This is a genomic window from Paenibacillus physcomitrellae (assembly GCF_002240225.1).
GTDB classification, from domain to species: Bacteria; Bacillota; Bacilli; order Paenibacillales; family Paenibacillaceae; genus Fontibacillus; species Fontibacillus physcomitrellae.
The window spans coordinates 1,147,351-1,172,688 of sequence record NZ_CP022584.1 but is presented as its reverse complement, the minus strand read 5'-3'; the positions used below and the strand labels follow the sequence as shown (position 1 = coordinate 1,172,688).

Below are 25,338 nucleotides of genomic sequence, written 5' to 3'. Positions count from 1 at the left end.
CGCCGTTTTTTTAGTCAAAAAAGCACAAACCGGGTGTAGACAAGAGTGGAATTTGATTTCAAGAGTTCGCCAATCGCCCTAATTTTTGCTATGATGTTGTACGGATAGTTAGCGCGTGAAAGTACGAATGATAACTTTACGAATGATAACCTCTGAAGAAGAGGGCAGGTTTTAGGAGGAATGTGAATGGCAAGACCAGTAGTGGCTATTGTGGGCAGGCCGAATGTGGGGAAATCGACGATTTTTAACCGCATCATCGGTGATCGCCTAGCCATCGTAGAAGATAAACCGGGCATTACGAGGGATCGGATCTATGGAACCTCGGAGTGGAACGGCAAGCAATTCAGCATTATTGATACAGGTGGTATTGAAATTGACGGCGACGATACGATCATGAAGTCGATCCGCGCTCAGGCCGAGCTGGCCATTGAGGAAGCGGATGTTATCGTCTTTATGTGTGACGCCAAAGCCGGTATTACTCAATCCGATGAAGAAGTCGGCAACATGCTTTACCGTTCGGGTAAGCCGGTATTGCTGGCTATCAATAAAGTGGACAACTTGGCCCGTATGGACCATATTTATGAATTTTATAATCTGGGATTCGGTGATCCGATTGGCGTTTCGGGCAGTCATGGCACGGGTGTCGGTGATTTGCTCGATGCGATTACCGAACATTTGCCGGAGATTCCAGATGAAGAATATGATGAAGACGTGATCCGGGTAGCCTTGATTGGACGTCCGAATGTGGGCAAATCCTCTCTCGTAAATGCGATTCTGGGCGAAGAACGTGTTATCGTCAGTGATGTCGCGGGAACAACAAGAGATGCGATTGATACACCTTTTGAGAAAGACGGCCAGCGTTATGTGCTCATCGACACTGCGGGAATGCGCAAACGCGGAAAGGTTTATGAATCGACCGAGAAATATAGCGTAATGCGGGCTATGAAAGCCATCGAGCGTGCGGATGTCGTGCTCGTCGTGATCAACGGCGAAGAGGGCATTATTGAGCAGGACAAGCATGTAGCCGGTTATGCATACGAAGCCGGTAAAGCGTCGGTGTTCGTCGTGAACAAATGGGATGTTGTGGAGAAGAATGACAAAACGATGCATGAGTTTGAGAAAAAGATCCGCGATCATTTTCTGTTCATGACTTATGCGCCAGTTGTATTTCTGTCCGCGTTGACCAAACAGCGGCTTCATAAGCTGCTGCCGGTAGTCCAGCATGCAGCTGAACAGCACGCCAGACGGATAGCAACTCATCTGCTGAACGATGTTGTTTCTGACGCGATTGCTATTAATCCTCCTCCTACCGATAAAGGGCGCCGGATGCGGATTAACTATGTGACACAGGTTGCGGTTAAGCCGCCGACCATTGTGGTGTTTGTCAACGATCCGGAGCTGATGCATTTCTCCTACGAACGGTATTTGGAGAATAAAATCAGGGCGGCATTTGATTTCGAAGGTACACCTATTCGGATCTTTACGCGTCGTAAATCAGATAAAGAAGATTAGGGGAGAGTTACGTGATTCTTTCTGTTGTGGTAGTGATTATTTCCTATCTGCTTGGCTCCATCAGCTTCAGTGTCCTGATGGCCAAGGGAATCAAAGGTATTGATATCCGGCATCACGGAAGCGGGAATGCCGGAGCCACCAACACCTTACGGGTATTAGGCAAGGGTCCGGGGATCCTTGTCCTGATTCTCGATATTTTGAAAGGTGTCATTGCCGTTTTGCTTGGCTACTGGCTGGGGGGCGACAATGAATGGATTCCTGCGCTTTGCGGATTGGCTTCGATTGTCGGGCACAACTGGCCGGTTTATTTCCGGTTCCGCGGCGGTAAAGGAATTGCCACTACGGTAGGCGTTATGGCCTGCCTGGCTATTATTCCCGTATTATGTGCGGGAGTGGTTCTTATCATCGTTGTAGCTATTACCCGTTATGTCTCTTTAGGCTCTTTATTGCTTGTTCTTCTTACACCTGTGTTTATGCTGATCTTTGGACCAAACGGGGCTGATTTCTGGCCGAATTTCTGGGCGAGTGTCCTGATTTGCATCTTTGCCTTCTGGAGACATCGGTCCAATATTGTTAAAATTGTTCAAGGAAGAGAGAACAAACTGGGTTCCAAAGGAGGAATTTGATTTGTTTCAGAAAGCGGCGGTTCTAGTTGCGGGAAGCTGGGGGACAGCATTGGCCACCGTGCTTGCCGACAAAGGGATTCAGGTGTCGCTTTGGACAAGAAATGCAGGGCAGGCTGATGAAATCAATCGGGATCATCAGAACCGGTACCTGCCTGGCGTCACCCTGTCATCCCGCATTAAAGCCACAACCGACATGGAAGAAGCGGTGAAAGACGCAGAAGCCGTCGTAATCGTGTCTCCTTCTTCGGCTACCCGTCAAGTCTCAAGGGAGCTAAGCAAGTATTGGAAGCCGGAGCAGCTGGTTATCCATGCGGTGAAAGGCTTTGAGACGGAAACGTTAAAAAGAATGTCTACGGTTATCTCCGAGGAGCTTGGCTGTGAAGAAGGCCATGTCGTCGTCTTGTCAGGACCAAGCCATGCCGAGGAGGTTGTCAAGCAGTGTCCGACAACTGTGGTTGTGGCTTCATTGGAAGAACAGGAGGCCCAGCGCGCACAGGACCTATTTATGAACGCCTATTTCCGCGTGTATACGAATCGGGATCTGGTAGGCGTTGAGCTTGCGGGTGCTTTAAAAAATATCATCGCCTTGGGCGCCGGTATGTCCGATGGTTTAGGCTATGGCGATAATGCCAAAGCTGCGCTGCTTACGCGTGGATTGGCCGAAATCACCCGGGTTGGCGCGCAAATGGGCGCGAATCCGCTTACTTTTGCCGGGCTGGCAGGGATCGGCGACTTGGTCGTTACCGCAACCAGCCAACACAGCCGCAACTGGCGGGCGGGTTCGATGCTCGGACAGGGCATGACTCTGGATGAAGTGCTCAAGAAGATGGATATGGTTGTAGAAGGCGTTCGGACGACACAGGCGGCTCATGAAATCGCTGAAAAATATCAAGTCCAGATGCCGATTGCAAGCCAGCTGTACAATGTTCTGTTCAAAGGACTCGATGCCAAAACGGCAGTAGAAGCCCTGATGGGGCGGGACAAAAAGACAGAAATGGAAGTTATGTCTCTCGAAACCTGGGAGCAGTGGCATACCTGACATAACCCTTCTGCAGATTGCCCGAAAAGCGGCGGATGGCTGCTCACACATTATCGCCCTCCTTCATATAGTGTCAAAGAGCACTGCCGGAGGAGGGATGAGCATGAGCAAAAACATTTCCAAAGATGCCTTAAACTTGATTAACAAGAAGGCGGGAAAAAATATTTCAGAAGGTGCCGTCAAGAAATTGGCCAGCACGGTCAAGCCTTCGACACTGCAAAATGAAGCGCAGCTCCGCCAATTGATTAAATCCGTATCTGCCATGGCCAAAGTGCCGGTATCGGAATCAACGGTTTCGGAAATTGTGGCTGCCGTCAAGAAAAGCGGCATGAATCCGCAGAATATGGAATCTTTGATGAAACTGATGATGAAAAAATAAAGTTTGCCTGCCAGGAAATATCCTGGCATCCGTTAAGAACCTCGGCTGTTGCCGCAGGTTCTTTTTTGGCTCCGGACTATCAGAGATGTCTATTTGAAGGTTCCAAGGGCGCCTTAGAATGATATAATATGGGGCAGTATAGGATACGAAGAATAGAAAGGACCATAGAAATTGGGTACGGATTTTCAATTTTTATGCGGATTGGTGTATATATGGGCAATTTGGGCAGCCTGGAGAAGCTGGGTTATTACATACAGGAAAGAGAGCTAACCTCGAATCCCGGATTGGAGCGCGCGTTAGCCGCGCTAATCGATCAGTTAGAGCCGGCTGGTGTAACCTGGCTTGCGGGCGGGAGCGTTGGATTATGGCTTCAGGGCGTCTCTCTGAGCGCCCAGCCAAGAGATATTGACATCTACGCCGAGAAGGCTGCTGCATCCCTGATCCACGAGCGTTTGAAGCCTTTGGCGACGGATGAACCCCGCTGGGACGAAAGCGGCATTTATGCCTCGTTGCTCAGCCACTATTCGATGGACGGTTATACGCTTGAACTCGTGGGCGGTTTTGAAGTGCATACGTCTTTGGCGGATTATAAGGTAGAGGTAGAGCCGCTGCTGGAAGATGCCGCATTGACAGTAGTGCCAGGACTGAAGGTGATGCCGCTGGCGCATGAATTTATATTTAACCTGCTCAGGGGCAGACCGGATCGGTACAGGCCGATTGCTGATCGGATGAACACCGATCCAGGCAGATTTATGCCGCTCTTAAAGCAGATCATCACCCGAAACGGCTGGACACTGCAGCAGCAGGCCGCTATGAGCCAATTGGCCCGGCTGGAGGGCTGGTTTGATTAATGAATTAATGGATTAAAAGAATGAAAAGGATCAAAGAATTAGAAGGGATTCCGGTTGCAGAGCAGCCGGTTTATAGGAAGGGGAACAGCGTGGAAACATCGATTACATTTGAACCCGCAGGGAAAACGGTGAAAGTACGGCCAGGCACCACCGTGCTGCTTGCCGCTCAGCAGAATCGCGTGCACATTCCTACACGCTGCAGCGGTCTGGCAAGCTGCCTGATGTGCAAAATTCAGGTTGAGGCAGAACATGAGGCTGCTTTGTCTCCGGCCACGCAAGCGGAAAGACGAAAGCTGGGGCCGCTATTACAGCAAGGAACCAGGCTGGCCTGTCAGGCCAAAATTAGCGGGCAGGCGGTTGTAAGGCTTTCGGAAGACCCTTTAAAGGCAGCGGTCAGGAAGCTGCTTGAGGCTCAGGAGCGGGAGGATGATTCATTATGGTAGAAGGTAAAGAGCTGCCGCCGTTGAGGCAGCAAAATGAAAGAGTGACAGGCAGACCGAGACCGGGACAACTCCGGTCTTTTTTCTTGTCATAATGGATGCTAGATTGGCATAAACATTCAATACAGTGCGGGAATGCCCGTTCCTTTGCGCGCAGGAAGCACCCGGCCGTCCTCTTGAATTATGCTTGAGAAACTTCAAACGAATCAAGACATAATTTGGGATCCGGTACATAAGATGATACTAGTCCAAATGCATGTACGAGTTCACGCCGCTCACCTGAAAAGGCTGCATCTGTCTGCACGGCGGTGGACGAGGGAATAGGGAGGCTGCTCTGCCGCTTGCAACAGCTTTAAAGGAAAAATAGTTCCTACAGCAAAGGCGGATGCTCGCAGGGCATTTATCCTTCGGCGAAATTTGAGGAGGGGATATCATTGGTATTGGAGAAAGTGGACATTTTTAAGGACATTGCCGAACGTACCGGAGGAGATATTTATTTGGGGGTTGTCGGGGCTGTCCGTACAGGCAAATCAACTTTTATCAAACGTTTTATGGAAACCGTAGTACTTCCTAATATCTCCAGTGAAGCAGATCGGGTCCGGGCGGTCGACGAACTTCCGCAAAGTGCAGCAGGCAAAACGATCATGACCACCGAGCCTAAATTTGTGCCCAATAACGCGGTACAGATCAAAGTCGACGAAGGTCTTGAGGTGAATGTGCGCCTGGTGGACTGTGTTGGTTACGCGGTTGACGGGGCTAAAGGTTATGAGGATGAGAATGGTCCTAGAATGATCTCTACACCGTGGTTTGAAGAACCAATTCCGTTCCAGGAAGCGGCGGAGATCGGCACTCGCAAGGTAATCCAGGAGCATTCCACTTTAGGCGTTGTAATTACGACTGATGGAACTGTAGCCGATATTCCGCGTTCTTCCTATGTAGAATCCGAAGAGCGTGTGGTAGAGGAATTGAAAGAAGTCGGAAAGCCATTTGTGCTGGTTATCAACTCCACTAAACCGCGCAGTGAGGAAGCACTTCAGCTGCGCAGCGAGCTTCAGGCTAAATATGACATTCCGGTTATTACGCTGAGCGCGGCTACAATGACGGAAGAAGACGTAACCGGCGTGCTTCGGGAAGTGCTGTATGAGTTCCCGGTACATGAAGTTAACGTCAATCTGCCTAGCTGGGTAATGGTCCTCAATGAAAACCACTGGCTGCGCAGCAATTATGAATCCTCCGTTCGTGAAAGCGTAAAGGATATCCGCAGACTGCGGGATGTTGACCGTGTGGTGAACAGCTTCCTTGAATATGATTTTATTGACCGTGCAGGGCTAAGCGGACTGAATATGGGTCAGGGCGTAGCGGAAATCGATCTGTATGCGCCGGACGATCTGTATGACCGCATCTTGACGGAAGTAGTCGGGGTTGAAATCCGCGGCAAAGATCATCTGCTTCAGCTGATGCAGGAGTTTACGCATGCCAAGCGGGAATATGACCGTTTTGCAGAGGCGCTTGAAATGGTCAAAACGACCGGCTACGGTATTGCTGCACCATCGCTTGCCGAAATGGCGCTTGATGAGCCTGAGCTGATCCGTCAGGGCTCCAAATTTGGTGTAAGACTGAAAGCGACCGCGCCGTCCATTCATATGATCCGCGTTGATGTAGAGTCCGAGTTTGCACCGATTATCGGTACGGAGAAGCAAAGTGAGGAATTGGTCCGCTATCTGATGCAGGATTTCGAAAACGACCCTATCAAGATTTGGGAATCCGATATTTTCGGCCGCTCGCTGCACTCTATTGTGCGTGAAGGCATCCAGGGCAAAATTGCGCTTATGCCTGACAATGCCCGCTACAAACTGCAGGAAACGCTTGGCCGGATTATTAACGAAGGCTCCGGCGGCCTGATCGCAATCATTTTGTAAAAGCGTATCAAAAAAACGGCACAAACAACCAACCGGCCAGAAGAGCTATTCACTCTTCCGGCCGGTTTTTGTTTGCGTAATCTAGTATTTTTAACTTGAAATTAGAGAATGACTGTATTACTATAAGTTTGTTCTCGGCTTCAAAAAGAGTGCAAAGTCCGCGATTTCCATGGTTTTTTTGAAGCTTAATTTGCTTAATTCGGGAAATTCGCGTATAATTTCGAGCAAAACGGAAACAAATTATACCAGAATAAGATCTTTGTTGGGGAGGTGAAATAATGAATAAGTCTGAACTGATTACTCAGGTTTCTGAAAGCACTGAGCTTTCCAAGAAAGACGTAACGAAAGCAGTTGACGCTGTATTCGAAGCGATTTCCGAAGCTCTGCAAAACGGAGACAAAGTACAATTGGTAGGATTCGGAAACTTTGAAGTTCGCGAACGTTCCGCCCGTAAAGGCCGCAACCCGCAAACTGGCGAAGAAATCGAAATTCCAGCCAGCAAGATCCCTGCTTTCAAACCAGGCAAAGCGCTTAAAGACGGAATTAAATAAAGCTTTCTACATATTTTTCCGTAAGAAGGGACGTGGGCTAATGTTCACGGCCCTTTCTTTTTCCGCTTGTAAGTTATAGAATATAAGCAATTTAAACCACGAATCCGAGGGGGAGGACTCTCGTTATGGAAGAGAATGGCCAGACAGGTAAAGCCGGCGAGCCAAGCAGTACAACCGGTGATTACTTCGTGATCAAGGCAAAAGAGCAAGGGGTCCAGGTGATCGGGCTTACCCGGGGCAAGGATACCCGCTTTCATCATACGGAGAAACTCGATAAAGGTGAGGTGCTGATCGCCCAGTTTACGGATCATACTTCGGCAGTTAAAGTACGGGGCAAAGCGGTCATCATGACCAAGTTAGGTGTAATTGAAACGGAAGAATAATCAAGCTGCAGGCATAGCCTGCTTTTTTTCGTTGTAAAATGAGGTATAACCCTGCTATAACATACCCAATTCAGGGTAAGAAAGAAGGGAATGCCCGTTGATGAAATGGAAAATGGCCATATTACTCGCCTTATCGGCTTTAATTGTGGTGGTTCTGTCTGCGAAGCTGCTTCAGCAAACGGAAAATACGCAGCTGCGTATGGCTGCCGGGCAGCATATTACCGCAGAGTCCTCCTTGCAGATAACGGATGCTAACCTGGTGGATCTGCTGCTGGCAGTGCCGCTGCATTCCAAAATCGCACGCGCTGAGTTGAGGGGAACAACTCTGGCGATAGATTTAAAGGTTCGAAACAGCGCCTCGGGAACAGCTCCGATTTATCAGGATATGGCTGAACTGGCCAGCCTGGCTCTGATTAGGAGCGATAATATTACGCAGTTCCGGCTTAGACTGGTCGCCGAGGATGCCTGGACGAGCAGAGAACATCTGCTCCTCGCCTCAGAGATGGATCGGGCCGATCTGGCCGGGGATGCGGGACAACTGCTGGAGACACTCGAAACAGCTGGAGACGCTCCGCTTGGCGAGAACGTGAAAGCAAGGCTGCGCATTGTGGAAACAGCTTTGTGGAAGAAAGCTTATCCTCAGTCTGACATTTAGTCCAGATGACCCAAAAACGCAAGCCGCAAGTCGTGCGCAGGGTATTAAATTGTGATATAATATACAACATTGTGGCAAACCGTTAATGTCATACTAGTTCGGCTCGGAGGCAAAACATGAAATTGTATCGTGTACCTGACTTGGCAAAAAAATATGTCGATTACGACATGATCTCCACCTATACGGAGCTTGCGGATTTTCCGGATTCCCGTGTTCGTTTGTTATACACTTTTCTTAAACATGAGCAGCCGGGCAATGAAAGTGATCTGGAAGTATGCGCGCTTGCCGTATATCTACTTCAACTCGGTCTGGATACGCACGATCTGATCGATCCGGAGCCGGTTCGCAAAGAAGAGCGGCTGATGCGTTCCCGCCAGCTGAAGGTGCTGGCCGGCGATTATTTCAGCAGTCTGTTCTATCAGCTGCTGGCCAAAACTAACCAGATCCAGCATATTTCCCTGTTGTCCTCAGCGGTTTGCGAGGTGAACCGTTTGAAGGCACTTTTTTACACAAAAATGAAGGAGCTGCTGCTCAGCACAGAGGATTATGTGAAAGAATCCGCTTTGCTGAAAATGCAGCTGTTCACTTTCTTTACGCCTTTGCTGGACAAGACGGTTCAGCATTACTGGCAGCCGCTGCTGGAGGAAGTCAGCAGATGCGAAGCTTTAGCGGCGGAAATGTCTCTGACAGCCCGCGAATCCTCGGGTCATCTGGGATTTGCTTATTTGCGGATTATGGAATCCGGAAGCGCGGAAGATAAGGCCATGCTGTGCAGAAGCAAATTGAATACCAGGGATTGGTCTTCGCTGCTACTGAAGTATAAAGTGATGGAGCAGCTGGCAGACAAGCTGCATCAATCGGTAGAACAGATTCAACAGCTGCTGAAGGAAATGTCAGACGAGCGGTTCTGCAAGGAATTAGCCGGCATAGCCGAACCTTTCAAAGCGCTGCTTGGCAAGCCGAATACAGCTTGGAATGAAGGGTAAGGTGCAGGATTGATGGCTGAGAAAGCACAAGACAAAGAACAGTTTGTACATGCTGTATTTGAGAGCATTGCTCCAAAGTATGATTTGATGAACGATATTTTAAGCTTCCGCAGGCATAAAGCGTGGCGGAAATTTACCATGGCCAAAATGGACATGCAGCCGGGCAGCACGGCCGTTGACCTGTGCTGCGGCACCTGCGACTGGACGATCAGCATGGCTGAGCAGAGCGGGGGGCCTATCACGGGGCTTGATTTCAGCCCGAATATGCTGGCTGTGGGGCAGGCGAAAGTGAAGGAGAAAGGGCTGGGAAACCGGGTTTCTCTGTTCCAGGGGAATGCAATGGAGCTGCCCTTTGAAGACAACTCCTTCGATTATGCGACGATCGGATTTGGGCTTCGCAACGTCCCTGACTTGCGCCGTGTCCTTAGTGAAATGCAGCGGGTGGTGAAACCTGGCGGCATGGTGGTCTGCCTGGAACTGTCGAAGCCAACCTGGCAACCGTTCAAGGGCATCTATTATTTGTATTTCAAACGCATTCTTCCGTTTCTGGGGAAGCTGGTGGCTAAACGTTATGAACAATACAAGTGGCTGCCGGATTCTTTAGTTCAGTTTCCGGGCCGGCACGAGCTTGCTGATATATTCCGGGAAACGGGCCTGAAGGATGTACAAGCATATCCTTTGACAGGCGGAATAGCCGCTTTACATATTGGAGTGAAGGAGAAACACCATGTTTAGAAAGTTAGGTATTTTTCTGCAGATGATTAAATTCGAGCATACTCTATTTGCTCTTCCTTTTGCTTTTATGGGGTCTTTGCTAGGCGCCGTAGCGATGAAGGATTCTTTCCCAACCTGGGCGCAGATCGGCTGGGTGCTGATGGCTATGTTCGGGGCGCGAAGCGCGGCTATGGGCCTTAACCGTTTGATTGACCGCGTGAGCGACGGCAAGAACCCGCGGACGGCAGGACGGGCCATTCCGGCAGGACTGCTGCGTATTTCGGAAGTGCTGATTTTTATTATTGTATCGCTTGTGCTCTTGTTCTGGGCGGCTTCCGAATTGAACCCCCTCGCGTTAAGACTGCTGCCGATTGCGGTAGTGATGCTGGTCATTTATTCGTATACTAAACGTTTCACCTGGTTATGTCATGTTGTGTTGGGCTTTACAATCGCGCTTGCGCCGCTCGGCGGCTGGGTTGCAGTAACCGGCAAGGTCGATCTGACCGCTATAGTCCTGTTTGTTACAATCGCATTTTGGGTGGCCGGATTTGATGTCATTTATGCCTGCCAGGACGTTGAATTTGATGTCAAAGAAGGTCTTTATTCCATTCCTTCCCGTTTCGGGGTAAGTCGTTCCCTGCTGATTGCGAAGTCTTTTCATATCATCACTGCTATCGGCTTTGTTTCTCTTCTTCTGCTAGCCCATCTCGGCTGGTGGTATATCGGCGGGATTGTCATCGCACTGATCATTTTATTCTACGAGCACACTATCGTTACGCCGAAGGACTTGAGCCGTCTGCAAACGGCCTTCTTTACCATGAACGGAGCGCTCAGCATCGTGGTGTTCTGTTTTACATTTATTGATTTGGCGGTGAATATCTACCGATGAGCGAAACGAAGAAACGTCCGCTTGTAGTTGGAATTACGGGAGCCAGCGGTTCCATTTACGGCATCCGGCTGGTTTCCGTGCTGCTTGAGATGGATTATGACGTCCACCTGGTCGTTACGCAGGCCGGCTGGCGGGTAATCAAGGAAGAGCTCGGCTGGGATGTTACGGACCGTGAACAAGCCCTTCAAAAGGCTTTCGGCCATTTCCCCGGCAAGCTCGTTTACCATGTCATTGGCGACATCGGGGCTTCTATTGCCAGCGGCTCCTTCCGGGTGGAAGGCATGATCATCATGCCCTGCTCCATGGGGTCGCTTTCCGCTGTGGCTCACGGCACCTCGGACAATTTGCTGGCCCGGGCCGCAGACGTTATGCTTAAAGAAGGGCGGGAACTTGTCCTCGTTCCGAGAGAAACTCCGCTGCATGCGATTCATTTGGAGAACATGCTGAAACTGGCAAGGCTTGGGGTCAAAATTATCCCCGCTATGCCTGCTTTTTATTTCGGGCCGGCAACGATGGAAGATCTCGTTGATTTTATGGTAGGAAAAGTGCTGGACAGCCTGCGTATAGATCATGAGCTGTTCAAGAGATGGGGGGAGCAACATGAGTCTATCAGCGAATAAACCGACCCGTATGGGCATCATCGATTATACGAATGTTTGGCCAATCACTTATTATTTCAACGAAAAAGAGCTCAGCCGGCCGATTGAAATCATCACAAAAGTTCCGGCGGTTTTAAACCGGGCAATGATCGCAGGTGAACTCGATCTTTCCCCGGTTTCTTCTTTTGCTTACGGCTTAGGCAGCCGCAAGCTTACACTTATGCCGGGTTTATCCGTCAGCTCGGAAGGCCCGGTTAATTCCATTTTGGTATTCTCGAAACAACCTTTGGAGTCGGTCAAAAATGGCAGAATCGCGTTGACTAACACCTCCGCTACTTCCGTGAACCTGCTGAAGATCATCATGGACAAGCATTATGGCGGAGAACCGGATTACTGGGTCAGCGAGCCTGATCTGGACGCAATGATGGAAACAAGCGACGCTGCCTTGTTAATCGGCGACAATGCAATCAAAGCCTCCTGGCACGACAGGGGTTATCATGTGACAGATTTGGGAAAAGTGTGGAAAGAGTGGACCGGGTACGGCATGACCTTTGCGGTGTGGGCGGTGCAGCAAACGTTTGCTGTAAGTCAGGCAGGCTGGCTCCAAGAGATTCAGGAAGCTTTCCATGAAAGCCGCAAGCAGAGTGAGCAGAGTCTTGAACCTCTTGTATCCAAAGCTTGTGAGCAGCTCGGCGGAACGGAAGCTTACTGGAATCATTACTTCCAAAATTTGTGTTATGATTTTACGGAGGAGAGACAGCGGGGACTTCAGCTGTATTTCGATTATTGTCATGAGCTCGGACTGCTGGAGCATCCTGTACAGCTTTCCTTCTGGAACGAGACTACACGGATTCAGGTGAAATGATGAAAATGTTGGATTTGTTTGGCCCCATGAAGAAAGACATGGATTTCATAGAGAAGCAGCTGTACAGAAGCGTTGAAGGGGAAGAGGGGCTGCTCAGCAGCACCTCCAGCCATTTGCTAAAGGCCGGCGGCAAGCGGCTGCGCCCAGTTTTTGTCCTGCTTGGCGGCAAGTTTGGCAACTATGATCTGGAGAAGCTGCAATATGTAGCGGTAACGCTCGAGCTGATTCATTCCGCTTCCTTAGTCCATGATGATGTGATTGACGATGCCGAAACACGGCGTGGAAAACCAACGGTCAAATCTCAATGGGATAACCGGATCGCCATGTATACGGGGGATTATATTTTCGGTAAAGCTTTGACTCTGGCCACCCGGTTGGAAGATCCGAAGATTCATCAGATTTTGGCCAAAGCTATGGTACAAATGTCCATAGGCGAAATGGAGCAGATCCGCGATTTCTTTAATACGGAGCAGTCCGTTCGCAATTATCTGCTGCGCATTAGAAGGAAGACCGCTTTGCTGATCGCCATCAGCTGCCAGCTTGGAGCTATTGCTGCAGGCGCCAGCGACGAGTTGGGCCGTCTCCTGTATCGGTACGGTTATAACGTAGGGATGGCGTTCCAAATCCGGGATGATCTGCTTGATCTGTTCGGGACCGAGAAACAAATCGGCAAACCGCCGGGCAGCGATATGCGGCAAGGAAACATTACGCTCCCGGTGCTGTACGCCCTTCAAGAGAACGAACTGCGTGAGCCCCTGCTTCAGGAGATCCGGGAGATACATAAAATGGACGGCCGCAAGGATGCTTCGGACGCCATTCAAATGATCCGCCAAAGCTCTGGAGTAACCACAGCAGAAGGGCTGGCCGATCGTTTTATTGATAAAGCGCTGGACGCACTTTCCCGGCTTCCCGAGATCAAAGCGAAAAAAAATTTACAAGATATTGCGCATTTTGTGAATAGAAGAACATATTAACCTTTCATTCGTTCCTCCTTTTCTGCTAAAATACGATTGAAAACGTATTTATTTGCGCTTTGCACAGCAGGGCGGTACACACGGGAGGTAATCTTATGGAACGGACGTTTATGATGGTCAAACCAGATGGAGTGCAGCGTGGTCTTATCGGCCGGATTGTCAGCCGTTTGGAAGACAAGGGGTTCAAATTGATTGCCGGAAAGTTTATGCAAATTTCCGAAGCGCAAGCGAAACGCCATTATGCCGAACATGAAGGGAAAGCCTTTTTTGATGATCTCGTTGGATTTATTACATCCGGACCCGTGTTCGCTATGGTTTGGGAAGGCGACGATATCGTGACCCTTTCCCGAATGCTGATGGGCAAAACTCAAGTAACGGAAGCACTTCCGGGGACGATCCGCGGAGATTTTGCGGCCCATACGCCATTTAATCTGATTCACGGCTCGGACAGCCCGGAAAGCGCTGCGCGTGAAATCGCAAATTTCTTTGATGAGAAGGAACTGCTTACTTATAATAAATCTATTCTTGACTGGATTTGATGGAACATGCTGGAGAACGACAATGTAACAACAGCGCAGCAACAAGATCCTGATTATTCGGGATTTATTCAGAGCGTAAAGCAGAGCACGGGGATAGATCTGGCTCTGTACAAAGAAGCGCAGATGAAGCGGCGGTTAACGACGCTGCGGAATAAAAATGGTTACTCCACGTTTGATGCCTTTTTTAAAGCCATGTCCGTGGAGAAGAAGCTGTTTTACGAGTTTCTGGACCGAATGACGATCAACGTGTCCGAATTCTGGCGCAATCCCAACCGTTGGGAAGTGCTGCGCGACCTGGTGCTTCCGGAGCTGCTAAAGAAGAACAATCGGCTGAAGATTTGGAGCGCAGCGTGCTCAACCGGGGAAGAGCCTTATACGATTGCGATGATTCTCTCCGATCTGGGGCTGCTTGGAACGTCAAGCCTGACGGCTACGGATATTGATGAAGGTGCTCTGCAAAAGGCTGCGGAAGGCCTTTATGTGGATCGTTCGATCAAAGACGTGCCTCCTGACGTGGCTGCGCGTTATTTTACCCAAGAGGGCCTTATGCTCAGGGTAAGCGACCAGCTTAAACGAGCTGTAACGTTCAAGAAGCAGAATCTGCTGCTTGATTCGTTTGAAACCAATCATGATTTGATCGTTTGCCGCAATGTCATGATCTATTTTACAGAAGAAGCGAAACATGATCTTTATCATAAATTTTCGGCGGCGCTGCGGCCCGGGGGAATGCTGTTCGTCGGAAGCACGGAGCAGATTTTCTCTCCTGGAAGGTATGGCTTAGAGGCGGCCGAAACCTTCTTCTACCGCAAGTTGTAAGGCTTCCGTCAGGGAAGGTACATAAGGATGTTTGTTGATTAACCGGTTGCTGTCTTTGCATAGGATAAGGTTATTTACAGCCTGAATTTACTTAAAAATGTTAAAAGCGTCTTGTTCCTTCAGGAATAAGACGCTTTTTTGTTAACTTATTTTGTTAACTTATTTTGTTATCTTCTAAGTTAACTTATTAGTTATCTCTTTGGTTCTCTCTTTGGTTAACATTTATGTTAGGACTGCGTATCTATTCTATGATTGAATCCTGAATTGTACGGAGTCTCCGGGGTTACTCAGGAAAGTCAGCGGAAATACTCAGCGCTTCCCATTTTTCGGTTTCAGCGAGCTTGGCTTGATCCACCTGTTTGGCCATTTGTACGGCCCCTTTCCCTAAAAGGAGCCGCAGCGGCGGGTTGTCTTCGCCTACGATTGTGATCATAGCCTTTGCGGCACGAACCGGATCGCCGTCTTGTTTGCCGGAGCCTTGACGAACCAACTCGTGCATTTTTCCTACCGTTTCCTTGTAGTCGTCCATAGGCTCCTGATAACTCATCGAAGACCCGGCCCAGTCTGTCCGGAACCCGCTTGGTTCGATGATGGTCACTTTAATGCCCAAGTGTTTGATTTCCCCGGCCAGCACTTCCGAGAAACCTTCGACAGCCCACTTGGCCGTCTGGTAAGCTCCAAGACCCGGTGAACCGATCCGGCCCCCAATCGAAGAAAGCTGAAGGATATGACCTTCCCGCTGTTTGCGCAGAACAGGCAGGGCGGTCTGGGTAACGTTAATAACGCCAAACAGATTGGTTTCGATTTGGGCCCTCAAGTCCTCATCGGTGATTTCCTCAATAGATGCGATGTTGCCATACCCCGCATTGTTGACCAGGACATCGATTCGTCCAAAAACGTCTACAGCCTTCTGCACGGCAGATTTAACTTGTTCTTTGTTGGTTACATCAAGAGCGAACGTTTCCACCTGCCCCGGATATCGCTGCACCAATTCATTAAGCTGCTCGGGTCTGCGTGCGGTTGCAAACAGCTTATGTCCTTGTTTAAGGACTTCTTCTGCCAAGGCACGGCCGAGTCCGCGCGAACTTCCTGTAACGAACCAAACTTTACTCATATCCATTCATCCTCATTTCATTCAAAATGTTGGAATATTTATTCCAAAGTCATTGTAGACTAGGGATGTAGAGGGCGTCAAGACATTTTTGGAATGTTTATTGTGATTGTTAGAAATTAGGTTTATGTGAAAGCCGATATTAACAGATATTATAAAGATACATTCAATAAAAAACCTTTAATTTCGGAATATATATTCCATTGTGATAAACAAAAAACCCAATCCATTAAAGATCGGGGCTTTAACTATAGTGAGATTGCTTTCCAGGAAGCTTCAAGAGTCTGCTGAATCTGCTGTTCATCAAGCGGATATTTCTCTACAAAATAACCTTTCAGGATGGAGGAGATAACGCCGTTGATGATTTGGTGGCAAAGACGAAGGTCGATCGGTCTGATCAGCCCCTGTTTCTGGCCCTCAGCGATAAGCGAAGAGAATACCTCCAGCGAATAATCCTCCATATGGCGCAGCTCGGGAGAAATATAAGGGGAATAAGAGTAGCTGTCGATAAACAGATATTCCTTGGGAGACTGCATGCCGAATTCCAGCCGGTTCAGCTGAAGGCGTTTGAATCTTTCGTACAAACCGAGGCTGCCGTCATAACCTTTAAGTAGAGCTTCTCCCATATGGATCCTGGCTTCCCGGTATACTTCGTTCACAAGCTCTTCCTTGCTGGAAAAATAATTAAAAACCGTGCCGGAGCCGACATTGGCTTTTTTGAAAATTTTCGAAAATGTGACGGACTGGAGTCCTTCCTCATGAATCAAATCTAAGGTTGCTTTCAAAATATCCGTACGCTTGCTCAATGTATACACCTCTCTAATCTTTAGAGTATTATTGCCGCCCACCGGTGTCAAGCAAAGCGGGACAATAGTTATCACATTATTTACAACTATAATTCGGCCCAGAATGAACTCAGAAATATAGGTTTATCTAACCGATTTAGCAGTAATTTTGAATCCCTGCGTGACAGAACCTATACTCAAATATTATAATGGGGCAAGAATGTTCAATTTAGCTCTTTACAGTTTAACAGTTTAAAGGGGGAACGCATCATGAGTTTGCGTTATTTGACAGCAGGGGAGACACACGGTCCTCAGCTTACAGCTATCATAGAAGGATTGCCCAGCAATTTGAAGCTGGATTTTGAAGCTTTGAACTTTCAGCTGCTCAGACGGCAGAAAGGTTATGGCCGCGGACGGCGTATGCAGATCGAGAAGGATACAGCCGTCATTGCGGGTGGTGTTCGCCATGGATATACAACCGGGGCACCGGTTGCTTTAATTGTGCAGAACAATGACTGGAAGCACTGGCAGAACATTATGAACATTGAACCGATTGAAGGCACGGACGAAGAGAAACGCCGCGTGCATCGTCCCCGTCCGGGACATGCCGATTTGAACGGCGGTTTGAAATACGATCTGAAGGATCTGCGGAATGTGCTGGAGCGCTCCAGCGCCAGGGAAACGGCGGTCCGCGTAGCCTGCGGCGCCGTTGCCCGGCAGCTGCTGGAGCATTTCGGCATCAAGGTGGCCGGACAAGTCATCCGCATCGGCGAAATCGAAGCTCCGCCGAACAATCTGCCGCTGGATGAGCTGGTTCGTTTGACTGAGGAATCTTCCGTCCGCGTAGTCGACAAGGAAACCGAAGCCAAAATGGAAGCTTACATCGACCAGATCAAGCAGGAAGGCGATTCCATCGGGGGAGTCGTGGAATGCATCATTGAAGGCGCTCCGATCGGGCTCGGCAGCCATGTCCAGTACGACCGCAAGCTTGACGGACGGATTGCCCAGGCGGTTATGTCTATCAATGCCTTCAAAGGTGTTGAAATCGGAATCGGCTTTGAAGCGGGTGAACTTCGCGGCTCACAGGTTCATGATGAGATTCTGTACAGCGAGGAGAAAGGCTACCATCGGGCCAGCAACCGTCTTGGCGGATTCGAGGGCGGCATGACCAACGGTATGCCGATCGTAGTTCGCGGCGTCATGAAACCGATCCCTACTCTCTACAAGCCGCTGCAAAGCGTTGACATCGATACGAAAGAGCCGTTTACGGCACAAGTCGAACGTTCCGATGCCTGTGCGGTACCGGCAGCCAGCGTGGTGCTCGAGAGCGTAGTAGCTTGGGAAGTGGCTAAAGCGTTCCTGGAGAAATTCGGCGGGGATTCCTTGGGAGAGATTGAGCGGAATTACGAAGCCTACAAGCAGCAGCTGGAGCGTTACTAATGAGAACGGTTCAGGTTGAATTAGGGGACCGCTCCTACCCGATTTACATCGGGGAAGGCCTGCTGGAACGAGCCGGGGAATTGCTCACTTTGCATCAGATTTCCCGCAAGAGCAAGCTGCTTATCGTAACCGATGATCATATTGCTCCAGACTATTTGGCTCTGCTGGAGGATCGTCTCCATGCGGAAGGCTACCAGACAGCGTCCCATATCGTTCAGAGCGGGGAGGCTTCCAAATCGCTTCGGATTTATGAAGAGGTGATGACAACCGCTATCCAGGCCGGACTTGACCGCAGCTCGGCTGTGATTGCGCTGGGCGGGGGCGTTGTAGGCGATCTGGCCGGGTTCGTGGCCGCTTCATATATGAGAGGCGTGGATTTCGTGCAGATTCCGACGACGATTTTGGCCCACGACAGCAGTGTCGGCGGCAAGGTAGCGGTAAATCATCCGCTGGCCAAAAACATGATCGGCGCTTTTCATCAGCCAAAGCTGGTTCTGTATGATCTGAATACGCTCCTGACACTTCCGCCGCGTGAAGTAAGATCCGGCTTGGCCGAAGTGGTCAAACACGGGCTGATCTGGGATGAGGCTTTCGCGGACTGGTGCGGGGAACATGCTTCGGAGCTGCTGGGCTTAAACCTGCCGGCGCTGGGTTATGCGCTGGAGAAAGGCTGCTCGATCAAAGCACAGGTCGTCTCAGGCGATGAACGGGAGAATGGCCAGCGGGCCATTCTGAATCTGGGTCATACAATCGGCCATGCGCTGGAAGCTGTAGGCGGATATGGGACCCTGCTGCATGGCGAAGCCATCTCGATCGGCATGGTTGGATCAGCGATGCTGGCGGCTAGCCGCGGCAAATCTGCGGATATTTTACCAAGAACGAAGTCGCTGCTGGAGAAGTTCGAGCTGCCTACTGCAATTCCGGCAGATTGGGAAGAAGAAGCTATTCTTAGTGCAATGATGCATGATAAGAAATTCAGGGAAGACCAGATGGTGTTCATCCTGCCGGAAAGGATAGGCCAAGTGAGCATTGTCAAAGATATGACGGTCGCCGAGGTGAAGGATGTGCTTAGGCGGCTCAGGGAGGAGAAGCAGCATGTTTAATCGCGGAATCCGCGGAGCAACGACCGTACAGCGTAACGATGAACAGGAAATTTTGCAGGCAACGGAGGAACTGTTGAAAGAAATCATCGAACGAAATGAATTATATCCCGAAACGGTAGGGAGCGTTTGGATTACGATGACAACAGATCTGGATGCCGCCTTTCCGGCAAGAGCGGTCAGAGCGATCGAGGGATGGGATTTTGTTCCGCTGATGTGTGCGACGGAAATTCCGGTCAAAGGCAGCCTGCCTTTGTGCATCCGGGTAATGATCCAGGCGAACACGGAGAAGAGCCAGCGCGAAATGCGCCACGTTTATCTGCGGGATGCCCAGGTACTGCGGCCGGATCTGGCCAAGTAGGACGTTCTTTTTCCAGAAAGATGTTGCCAAACGGGTTGGTATTGGTTATATTGTCATTAGGTTTAAAGAACGTATACTTCATGATGTTGTAAATAGAATGCCTTAGTGGAAGCGGAGAGCCGGTTCCGAGGCATAAGCTGATAGTTGATATGAATTTAGAAGAGTAGAGCTGAGATGAGCAGAGCTGAGAATAGTGGATAAGTGGTTCAATAAAGGTAAAAGTGTGCCGGTAGAGGGAACTGTCTCTCTTGTACGCCTGTGTACTTATATGCTTAGAACGCTTGTCTTTATCTGCGATCAAAGGATAAGCCTCTACTTCGGTAGAGGCTTTTTTTGTTGCTGGAACTGCTGGGATCAGAGCCGAAGTTCTGCAGCCATTAGCTCATCGTCCGCCAAACCCACAAGGAGTGAATAATTGTGACGACAACCCCAAATGTAGAACAAGTGCTTGCACTGGCAAACGAATTTAACCTGATTCCCGTAATGCGGCCGCTTCTCGCCGATTTGGAGACGCCGATCCGTCTGTTTCAAAGATTTGCCGCAAAGGATCGCGCTTTTCTGCTGGAGAGCGTGGAGGGCGGTTTGAAATGGGCGCGTTATTCGTTTATTGGCACAGATCCATTTGTGATGATTTATGGCAAACATGGACAAATGATTATCGAGCAAGAAGGCAGGAAAACGGCTCTTTCCGGCAAACCGGTGGAAGAACTGAAAGCTCTGCTGCGGAAATACCGCAGTCCGCGTCTGGAGCAGATGCCTCCTTTTACAGGCGGGGCGATTGGTTTCTTTGGATATGATCTGCTGCAGTATTACGAGAAGCTTCCCGCTCATGCGGTTGACGACATGGGCATGCAGGATATTCAGTTTATGTTCTGTGACCAGGTCATTGTGTTCGACCATGTCAAACAGCAGATTATGCTGGTGGCCAATGTTCATGTTGAGCCTGGTGCGGGGGACGGGGCTATCCGTCTGGCCTACGAAGAAGCATGCCGGAAGCTGGATCAAACTGCGGAGCTGCTGGAGAAGCCGGACGGCAGTGAAGGCTTTAACCGCAGACCGGTACCGGAGCATATCGAGCTTGGGGAGATTAAGTCCAATTTAAGCAAAGCGGAGTATATCGCGAATGTTGAACGGGCGAAGGAGTATATCCGTGCGGGCGATATTTTTCAAGTGGTGTTATCGCAAAGATTTGAAATGGAAACTCTTGTATCTCCAATGCAGGTTTACCGGGTGCTGCGGACGATGAATCCTTCCCCTTATATGTACTACCTGAAGCTGGACGATGAAATTATCGTGGGGACTTCACCGGAGGCGCTGGTCAAAGTGGATCAAGGCAGGGTGGAGACAAGGCCGATTGCAGGTACCCGTCCAAGGGGGAAGACACCTGAAGAGGATGATCTGCTGGAGGCGGAGCTGCTGGCGGATGAGAAGGAACGCGCCGAACATTTGATGCTGGTTGATTTGGGCCGCAACGACCTGGGGCGGGTTTCTGAATTCGGTTCGGTAAAATGCGACACGCTGATGAGTATTGAGAAATACTCACACGTCATGCATATCGTCTCCGGCGTCTCCGGCCGCATGCGCAAGGACAAGGATTTCTTTGATGCCTTTCTGTCTTGTTTGCCGGCAGGTACGGTATCCGGAGCGCCGAAGCTGAGAGCAATGGAAATTATCGCTGAACTGGAACGTGAAGCCCGCGGAACCTATGCAGGAGCTATCGGCTATCTTGGCTTCTCCGGGAACATGGATTCATGTATCACCATCCGGACGATCGTGTTCAAGAACGGCAAGGCTTACGTGCAGGCCGGGGCGGGAATTGTTTGGGATTCAGTGCCGGAGAAGGAATATGAGGAGACTGTTAATAAAGCGACTGCTTTGCTGAAGGCCATCCGGATGGCGGAACTGATGTTTCCTTCGGAAGAGCCCAAGGCTGATGAGCATGAAATCAATCAGGATTATTTGTATCCATACCACAATAAGGTTCAAGTACAGGTAGGAGGGGAAAGCAGATGAGTGAATTCGGGAAAATGCAGGCGGGATTGGCCAAGGTTGTTGGAGGCAGTGATTTAAGCCGTGACGAAGCACGTGAACTGATGAATTTGATCATGGAAGGCGAAGCGACACCAGCCCAGATAGGCGGCCTGTTAGCAGCCCTGAGGTTTAAAGGAGAGACCGTTCAGGAAATTACGGGTTTTGCCGAGGCTATGCGCAGCAAAGCAGCCGGGGTGGGGGCTCATACGGCGCAGCTCCTTGATACATGCGGGACCGGCGGATCAGGGATTCAGAAGTTCAATATATCTACGGCAGCCGCGGTTATTGCTTCTTCAGCTTCCGTGCGGATTGCCAAACACGGCAACCGCTCGGCTTCGAGCAAAGCTGGCAGCGCAGATGTGCTTGAAGCGCTTGGTGTCAATATTCATTTAAACGGCGAACAGGCCAAACGGTGCCTGGATGAAATCGGGCTGTGCTTCCTGTTCGCGCAGGTTTATCACCCTTCCATGAAACATGCAGCGGGACCGCGCAAAGAGCTGGGGATGAGAACGGTGTTTAATCTGCTTGGACCGTTGACTAACCCGGCCGGAGCAGACCGTCAGCTTCTCGGCATCTATGATCCGCGCATGACAGAAACGATCGCCAAGGTGCTGCGGGAGTTAGGTTCGGTTCGAGCGCTAGTCGTAAGCAGCGGTGAAGGTCTGGATGAGATCAGCTTGTCCTCTCCAACCCGGGTATCGGAGTTAAAGGACGGAGAAGTCAGAACGTTTGAAATCACGGCTGCAGATCTGGGATTAACCGGCTGTTCGCTTGAGGAGGTTTACGGCGGGGATGCAGTGAGAAATGCCCAGCTGATCCGGGAAATTCTGAATGGCCGGAAAGGGCCGGCACGCGACATTGTGCTCGCCAATGCAGGAGCCTGCATTTATCTCGCCGGACACGCGGACGGCATGGCAGAAGGTGTCGCCATCGCGGCAGAAGCGATTGACAGCGGCAAGGCTGCGGGTAAACTGCAGCAGCTAATCGAAACAACGGGGGCGTTAAGTTATGTATCTTGATCGTATAGTCGTTACTAAACAGGAAGAAGTTAAAGCGCTGAGGAACCAACTGAGTTTAGAGGAGGCGCAGCAGGCAGCCGCAGGGCTTCCGCAGACGCGGGGCTTCGCCGAAGCGCTGCTGTCCGGCCGTAACCGTGGCATGGGACTGATTGCTGAGGTGAAGAAAGCATCCCCCTCCAAAGGACTGATCCGTCCGGACTTTGACCCGGTTGCGATTGCCTGCTCGTACGAAGAGGCTGGCGCTGACTGTATATCCGTACTGACGGATGTTTCGTATTTTCAGGGACGCCCGGAGTATTTGGAAGCCATCCGCAAGGAGGTCGGCCTGCCGCTGCTGCGGAAAGATTTTATTATCGATGAGCTGCAGGTCTATGAAGCCCGCTTTCTGGGCGCGGATGCGATCCTGCTGATCGCGGCCATCTTGGATGACCGCCAGCTCCACGATTATTTCCATCTGGCAGCTTCCCTGGGCATGGACGCTTTGGTTGAAGTTCATGATCTGCAGGAATTGGAGCGGGCCAATAAGCTTGAGGGGGTTAAGCTGATTGGCGTTAATAACCGCGATCTGACCACCTTCGAAACCAGACTGGACACCACCGAACGGTTAGCTCCCTACGTTAAGCCGGGAGCTGCGCTGATCAGTGAGAGCGGAATTACCGGAGCCTCGGACATCACTTATTTAGAGGGCTGCGGAGCCAAAGGTGTATTAATCGGGGAGACGTTCATGCGCAGAGAGTCCGTAGATCAGGCCGTGATAGACGTGATGGGACCAAGGATTTCCAAAGCGGATGGTGTGCGCTGATGGCGGACACGGCTATAAAAATTTGTGGACTGCAAAGCGTTGAAGTGATAAAATCATTGGTATCCTTACAGGTAGATTGGATCGGATTCGTCTTTGCCAAAAGCCGCAGACAAGTTTCGGCGGATCAAGCCAAACTTATGATAGATACGGTCAAAGAGCAAGGCATTCAAACGAGCGGCACCAATGCCAGGGTTCCCAAATGCGTGGGTGTATTTGTCAATCCGGCGATGGAAGAACTTCAGCAGGTGCTGGAGCGGGCCAAACTCGATGTGGTGCAGCTGCACGGACAGGAATCGCCCGAATTCTGCCGTCAGGTCAAGGAACGTTTCGGTGTGCAGGTGTTTAAAGTGCTGGCGATAAGCAGCGGGAAAGAGGCCGGACACGGGACGGCCGCTCTTGAAGAAGTGAAGCCGGCTGATCCGGACGTTCTGCTTGAGCCTTATCGGACTTCGGTCAATGCCATTCTTCTGGACACATACGATCCTGTATACGGCGGAGGATCAGGAATTGCTTTTGACTGGAACTTGATTAAACCTTATCAGGCATGGGCCCAAAACGCCCGGCTTCCGCTGCTTATAGCGGGAGGACTTCATGAACATAATGTCGGACGACTCGTGCAGGAGTATCATCCGGACGGGGTGGACGTTTCAAGCGGTGTAGAGCGCGATGGCGTTAAAGATATCGGATTAATTACAGCATTTGTAGAAAGGGTGCGCGGACAATGACAGAACAGCAGCAGATGGGCGGACAGGCAACCATGCCGGATGAGAAGGGGCGTTTCGGCAGTTTCGGAGGACGTTATGTTCCTGAAACGCTGATGAATGCACTTCTGGAACTGGAGGAAGCATACAAGCGGCATGCTGAAGATCCTTCCTTTCAGGAAGAGATCGATTATTTGCTTACTCAATATTCAGGCCGCAAGACGCCTTTGTATTATGCGGAAAGGCTGACAAAGGAACTGGGCGGGGCCAAGGTTTATCTGAAGCGCGAGGATTTGAATCATACCGGCGCCCATAAAATCAACAACGCCATTGGCCAGGGAGTGCTGGCCAAGCGGATGGGCAAAACCAAAATCATTGCCGAGACCGGTGCCGGCCAGCATGGCGTTGCCAGTGCGACAGTCGCCGCATTGCTTGGCCTGGAATGCAAGGTGTTTATGGGCGAAGAGGACATGAAACGCCAGCAGTTGAATGTCTTCCGGATGAAGCTTCTTGGTGCGGAGGTAGTTCCGGTGTTGTCTGGAACACGGACGTTAAAGGATGCCTGTAACGAAACGCTGCGATACTGGGTGAGCCATGTGGAAGATACCTTCTACATTTTGGGTTCTGCTACCGGTCCTCATCCTTACCCGATGATGGTGCGGAATTTTCAGCGAGTGATTGGTGACGAGACCAAGGAGCAGATTCTTGAAATTGAAGGACGCCTGCCTGACCAAATTATCGCCGCTGTGGGCGGAGGCAGCAACTCGATCGGCATGTTTTATCCGTTTATCAAGGATACGGAAGTAGGATTGATTGGTGTTGAAGCGGCCGGCAAAGGTATTGATACGCCTTATCATGCCGCTACCATGACACTTGGCAGCAAAGGCGTGTTCCAAGGCTCGCTGAGCTATTTGCTGCAGGACGAACACGGCCAGGTTCAGCCAGCCCATTCGATTTCAGCGGGACTGGATTATCCGGGCATCGGGCCCGAACATGCTTATTTGAAAGATCTCGAAAGAGCCAAATATGTGCCCATTACGGATCAGGAGGCCATTGACGCGCTTCAGCTTCTGAGCCGGACGGAGGGCATTATTCCTGCGCTGGAATCCGCTCATGCCGTGGCGCATGCCGTTAAACTGGCTCCGCAGCTGCCGCAGGATCAAATCGTGGTCATCTGTTTGTCCGGACGCGGGGATAAGGATGTAGAGTCTATTATGGCTTATCTGGAGCAAGGAGGAGAAGAGCAATGAG

The 25,338-nt window shown here is 50.4% G+C and carries 28 protein-coding genes; 26 read left to right on the top strand and 2 right to left on the bottom strand.

Translation table 11 applies throughout. The features are described 5' to 3' along the window. The first annotated feature begins 186 nt into the window (after positions 1 to 186). The 18 genes from der to CBE73_RS05280 all read left to right on the top strand — a co-directional run bounded on the left by der (position 187) and on the right by CBE73_RS05280 (position 14,737). Entirely contained in the window at positions 187 to 1,512 is a 1,326-nt protein-coding gene (gene der / locus CBE73_RS05365; protein WP_094093338.1) for a ribosome biogenesis GTPase Der, read from the top strand. 11 nt (positions 1,513 to 1,523) lie between these two features. Then, positions 1,524 to 2,138, top strand: coding sequence for a glycerol-3-phosphate 1-O-acyltransferase PlsY (gene plsY, locus CBE73_RS05360; protein WP_094093337.1), 615 nt, complete (start codon positions 1,524 to 1,526; stop codon positions 2,136 to 2,138). A gap of 1 nt (position 2,139) precedes the next feature. Beyond that, positions 2,140 to 3,177, top strand: a complete 1,038-nt coding sequence (locus tag CBE73_RS05355) for an NAD(P)H-dependent glycerol-3-phosphate dehydrogenase (RefSeq protein WP_094093336.1) — start codon at positions 2,140 to 2,142, stop codon at positions 3,175 to 3,177. A gap of 103 nt (positions 3,178 to 3,280) precedes the next feature. Next, complete coding sequence (locus CBE73_RS05350; RefSeq protein ID WP_094093335.1) at positions 3,281 to 3,556, top strand: stage VI sporulation protein F; 276 nt, start codon at positions 3,281 to 3,283, stop codon at positions 3,554 to 3,556. A gap of 194 nt (positions 3,557 to 3,750) precedes the next feature. Next, positions 3,751 to 4,407 carry a nucleotidyltransferase family protein gene (locus CBE73_RS05345; protein WP_174704669.1) on the top strand — a complete coding sequence of 219 codons (657 nt, stop codon included), beginning with the start codon at positions 3,751 to 3,753 and terminating at the stop codon, positions 4,405 to 4,407. A 20-nt stretch (positions 4,408 to 4,427) separates the two neighbouring features. Continuing rightward, positions 4,428 to 4,850 carry a 2Fe-2S iron-sulfur cluster-binding protein gene (locus CBE73_RS05340; protein ID WP_342351912.1) on the top strand — a complete coding sequence of 141 codons (423 nt, stop codon included), beginning with the start codon at positions 4,428 to 4,430 and terminating at the stop codon, positions 4,848 to 4,850. A 437-nt stretch (positions 4,851 to 5,287) separates the two neighbouring features. Beyond that, a complete protein-coding gene (gene spoIVA / locus CBE73_RS05335; protein ID WP_094096151.1) occupies positions 5,288 to 6,766 on the top strand; it encodes a stage IV sporulation protein A in 1,479 nt (492 codons plus the stop codon). 278 nt (positions 6,767 to 7,044) lie between these two features. Next, positions 7,045 to 7,317: an HU family DNA-binding protein gene (locus tag CBE73_RS05330; RefSeq protein ID WP_094093334.1), complete on the top strand. Its 273-nt coding sequence runs from the start codon at positions 7,045 to 7,047 to the stop codon at positions 7,315 to 7,317. Positions 7,318 to 7,442: 125 nt separating this feature from the next. Continuing rightward, positions 7,443 to 7,700, top strand: a complete 258-nt coding sequence (gene mtrB / locus CBE73_RS05325) for a trp RNA-binding attenuation protein MtrB (RefSeq protein ID WP_094093333.1) — start codon at positions 7,443 to 7,445, stop codon at positions 7,698 to 7,700. A 97-nt stretch (positions 7,701 to 7,797) separates the two neighbouring features. Then, a complete protein-coding gene (locus CBE73_RS05320; RefSeq protein ID WP_157739416.1) occupies positions 7,798 to 8,355 on the top strand; it encodes a hypothetical protein in 558 nt (185 codons plus the stop codon). A gap of 116 nt (positions 8,356 to 8,471) precedes the next feature. Continuing rightward, the gene (locus CBE73_RS05315) at positions 8,472 to 9,341 is read left to right on the top strand and encodes a heptaprenyl diphosphate synthase component 1 (protein WP_094093331.1); all 870 of its coding nucleotides are present in this window, start codon (positions 8,472 to 8,474) and stop codon (positions 9,339 to 9,341) included. 12 nt (positions 9,342 to 9,353) lie between these two features. Next, the gene (locus tag CBE73_RS05310; RefSeq protein ID WP_094093330.1) at positions 9,354 to 10,076 is read left to right on the top strand and encodes a demethylmenaquinone methyltransferase; all 723 of its coding nucleotides are present in this window, start codon (positions 9,354 to 9,356) and stop codon (positions 10,074 to 10,076) included. Next, a complete protein-coding gene (locus tag CBE73_RS05305) occupies positions 10,069 to 10,944 on the top strand; it encodes a UbiA-like polyprenyltransferase (protein WP_094093329.1) in 876 nt (291 codons plus the stop codon). Before CBE73_RS05310 ends, CBE73_RS05305 begins: the two co-directional genes overlap by 8 nt. Further along, entirely contained in the window at positions 10,941 to 11,564 is a 624-nt protein-coding gene (locus CBE73_RS05300; protein ID WP_094093328.1) for a UbiX family flavin prenyltransferase, read from the top strand. The genes CBE73_RS05305 and CBE73_RS05300 overlap by 4 nt, the downstream gene beginning before the upstream one ends. Beyond that, on the top strand, positions 11,545 to 12,408 hold the full coding sequence (locus CBE73_RS05295; RefSeq protein ID WP_094093327.1) for a menaquinone biosynthetic enzyme MqnA/MqnD family protein: 864 nt from the start codon (positions 11,545 to 11,547) through the stop codon (positions 12,406 to 12,408). The genes CBE73_RS05300 and CBE73_RS05295 overlap by 20 nt, the downstream gene beginning before the upstream one ends. Then, positions 12,408 to 13,382 carry a polyprenyl synthetase family protein gene (locus CBE73_RS05290; protein ID WP_094093326.1) on the top strand — a complete coding sequence of 325 codons (975 nt, stop codon included), beginning with the start codon at positions 12,408 to 12,410 and terminating at the stop codon, positions 13,380 to 13,382. The genes CBE73_RS05295 and CBE73_RS05290 overlap by 1 nt, the downstream gene beginning before the upstream one ends. Before the next feature lie 95 nt (positions 13,383 to 13,477). Next, the gene (gene ndk, locus CBE73_RS05285; RefSeq protein WP_094093325.1) at positions 13,478 to 13,921 is read left to right on the top strand and encodes a nucleoside-diphosphate kinase; all 444 of its coding nucleotides are present in this window, start codon (positions 13,478 to 13,480) and stop codon (positions 13,919 to 13,921) included. Between the two features lie 6 nt (positions 13,922 to 13,927). Then, on the top strand, positions 13,928 to 14,737 hold the full coding sequence (locus CBE73_RS05280; protein WP_094093324.1) for a CheR family methyltransferase: 810 nt from the start codon (positions 13,928 to 13,930) through the stop codon (positions 14,735 to 14,737). A 283-nt stretch (positions 14,738 to 15,020) separates the two neighbouring features. On the opposite strand, the gene CBE73_RS05275 is transcribed toward CBE73_RS05280, so the two are convergent. Next, the gene (locus CBE73_RS05275) at positions 15,021 to 15,851 is read right to left on the bottom strand and encodes an oxidoreductase (RefSeq protein ID WP_094093323.1); all 831 of its coding nucleotides are present in this window, start codon (positions 15,849 to 15,851) and stop codon (positions 15,021 to 15,023) included. A gap of 245 nt (positions 15,852 to 16,096) precedes the next feature. After that, the gene (locus tag CBE73_RS05270) at positions 16,097 to 16,663 is read right to left on the bottom strand and encodes a TetR/AcrR family transcriptional regulator (RefSeq protein WP_244905527.1); all 567 of its coding nucleotides are present in this window, start codon (positions 16,661 to 16,663) and stop codon (positions 16,097 to 16,099) included. Between the two features lie 240 nt (positions 16,664 to 16,903). Between CBE73_RS05270 and aroC the strand changes: the two genes are divergently transcribed. The 8 genes from aroC to trpB all read left to right on the top strand — a co-directional run bounded on the left by aroC (position 16,904) and on the right by trpB (position 25,337). After that, positions 16,904 to 18,073: a chorismate synthase gene (gene aroC / locus CBE73_RS05265; protein WP_094093321.1), complete on the top strand. Its 1,170-nt coding sequence runs from the start codon at positions 16,904 to 16,906 to the stop codon at positions 18,071 to 18,073. Next, positions 18,073 to 19,176 (top strand): 3-dehydroquinate synthase, encoded by a 1,104-nt coding sequence (gene aroB / locus CBE73_RS05260; RefSeq protein WP_094093320.1) that lies wholly within the window; start codon positions 18,073 to 18,075, stop codon positions 19,174 to 19,176. Before aroC ends, aroB begins: the two co-directional genes overlap by 1 nt. After that, on the top strand, positions 19,169 to 19,534 hold the full coding sequence (gene aroH, locus CBE73_RS05255) for a chorismate mutase (RefSeq protein WP_094093319.1): 366 nt from the start codon (positions 19,169 to 19,171) through the stop codon (positions 19,532 to 19,534). Before aroB ends, aroH begins: the two co-directional genes overlap by 8 nt. 417 nt (positions 19,535 to 19,951) lie before the next feature. Further along, positions 19,952 to 21,547, top strand: coding sequence for an anthranilate synthase component I (trpE, locus tag CBE73_RS05250; RefSeq protein WP_229752485.1), 1,596 nt, complete (start codon positions 19,952 to 19,954; stop codon positions 21,545 to 21,547). Then, entirely contained in the window at positions 21,544 to 22,584 is a 1,041-nt protein-coding gene (gene trpD, locus CBE73_RS05245; protein WP_094093318.1) for an anthranilate phosphoribosyltransferase, read from the top strand. The genes trpE and trpD overlap by 4 nt, the downstream gene beginning before the upstream one ends. Next, complete coding sequence (gene trpC / locus CBE73_RS05240; RefSeq protein WP_094093317.1) at positions 22,574 to 23,386, top strand: indole-3-glycerol phosphate synthase TrpC; 813 nt, start codon at positions 22,574 to 22,576, stop codon at positions 23,384 to 23,386. Before trpD ends, trpC begins: the two co-directional genes overlap by 11 nt. Continuing rightward, the gene (locus CBE73_RS05235; protein ID WP_094093316.1) at positions 23,386 to 24,111 is read left to right on the top strand and encodes a phosphoribosylanthranilate isomerase; all 726 of its coding nucleotides are present in this window, start codon (positions 23,386 to 23,388) and stop codon (positions 24,109 to 24,111) included. The genes trpC and CBE73_RS05235 overlap by 1 nt, the downstream gene beginning before the upstream one ends. Continuing rightward, positions 24,108 to 25,337 (top strand): tryptophan synthase subunit beta, encoded by a 1,230-nt coding sequence (trpB, locus tag CBE73_RS05230; protein WP_229752486.1) that lies wholly within the window; start codon positions 24,108 to 24,110, stop codon positions 25,335 to 25,337. Before CBE73_RS05235 ends, trpB begins: the two co-directional genes overlap by 4 nt. The last annotated feature ends 1 nt before the right edge of the window (position 25,338 follow it).

Bases quoted from the DNA above. Each gene is read 5' to 3' on its own strand.
- trpB (WP_229752486.1), top strand. From the start codon at position 24,108: ATGACAGAACAGCAGCAGATGGGCGGACAGGCAACCATGCCGGATGAG.
- trpC (WP_094093317.1), top strand. From the start codon at position 22,574: ATGTATCTTGATCGTATAGTCGTTACTAAACAGGAAGAAGTTAAAGCG.
- CBE73_RS05295 (WP_094093327.1), top strand. From the start codon at position 11,545: ATGAGTCTATCAGCGAATAAACCGACCCGTATGGGCATCATCGATTAT.
- CBE73_RS05310 (WP_094093330.1), top strand. From the start codon at position 9,354: ATGGCTGAGAAAGCACAAGACAAAGAACAGTTTGTACATGCTGTATTT.
- CBE73_RS05275 (WP_094093323.1), bottom strand. From the start codon at position 15,851: ATGAGTAAAGTTTGGTTCGTTACAGGAAGTTCGCGCGGACTCGGCCGT.
- aroC (WP_094093321.1), top strand. From the start codon at position 16,904: ATGAGTTTGCGTTATTTGACAGCAGGGGAGACACACGGTCCTCAGCTT.
- trpD (WP_094093318.1), top strand. From the start codon at position 21,544: ATGAGTGAATTCGGGAAAATGCAGGCGGGATTGGCCAAGGTTGTTGGA.
- aroH (WP_094093319.1), top strand. From the start codon at position 19,169: ATGTTTAATCGCGGAATCCGCGGAGCAACGACCGTACAGCGTAACGAT.
- CBE73_RS05340 (WP_342351912.1), top strand. From the start codon at position 4,428: ATGAAAAGGATCAAAGAATTAGAAGGGATTCCGGTTGCAGAGCAGCCG.
- mtrB (WP_094093333.1), top strand. From the start codon at position 7,443: ATGGAAGAGAATGGCCAGACAGGTAAAGCCGGCGAGCCAAGCAGTACA.
- ndk (WP_094093325.1), top strand. From the start codon at position 13,478: ATGGAACGGACGTTTATGATGGTCAAACCAGATGGAGTGCAGCGTGGT.
- aroB (WP_094093320.1), top strand. From the start codon at position 18,073: ATGAGAACGGTTCAGGTTGAATTAGGGGACCGCTCCTACCCGATTTAC.
- CBE73_RS05280 (WP_094093324.1), top strand. From the start codon at position 13,928: ATGCTGGAGAACGACAATGTAACAACAGCGCAGCAACAAGATCCTGAT.
- CBE73_RS05305 (WP_094093329.1), top strand. From the start codon at position 10,069: ATGTTTAGAAAGTTAGGTATTTTTCTGCAGATGATTAAATTCGAGCAT.
- CBE73_RS05350 (WP_094093335.1), top strand. From the start codon at position 3,281: ATGAGCAAAAACATTTCCAAAGATGCCTTAAACTTGATTAACAAGAAG.
- CBE73_RS05300 (WP_094093328.1), top strand. From the start codon at position 10,941: ATGAGCGAAACGAAGAAACGTCCGCTTGTAGTTGGAATTACGGGAGCC.
- CBE73_RS05235 (WP_094093316.1), top strand. From the start codon at position 23,386: ATGGCGGACACGGCTATAAAAATTTGTGGACTGCAAAGCGTTGAAGTG.
- CBE73_RS05345 (WP_174704669.1), top strand. From the start codon at position 3,751: ATGCGGATTGGTGTATATATGGGCAATTTGGGCAGCCTGGAGAAGCTG.
- CBE73_RS05290 (WP_094093326.1), top strand. From the start codon at position 12,408: ATGAAAATGTTGGATTTGTTTGGCCCCATGAAGAAAGACATGGATTTC.
- CBE73_RS05315 (WP_094093331.1), top strand. From the start codon at position 8,472: ATGAAATTGTATCGTGTACCTGACTTGGCAAAAAAATATGTCGATTAC.
- CBE73_RS05330 (WP_094093334.1), top strand. From the start codon at position 7,045: ATGAATAAGTCTGAACTGATTACTCAGGTTTCTGAAAGCACTGAGCTT.
- der (WP_094093338.1), top strand. From the start codon at position 187: ATGGCAAGACCAGTAGTGGCTATTGTGGGCAGGCCGAATGTGGGGAAA.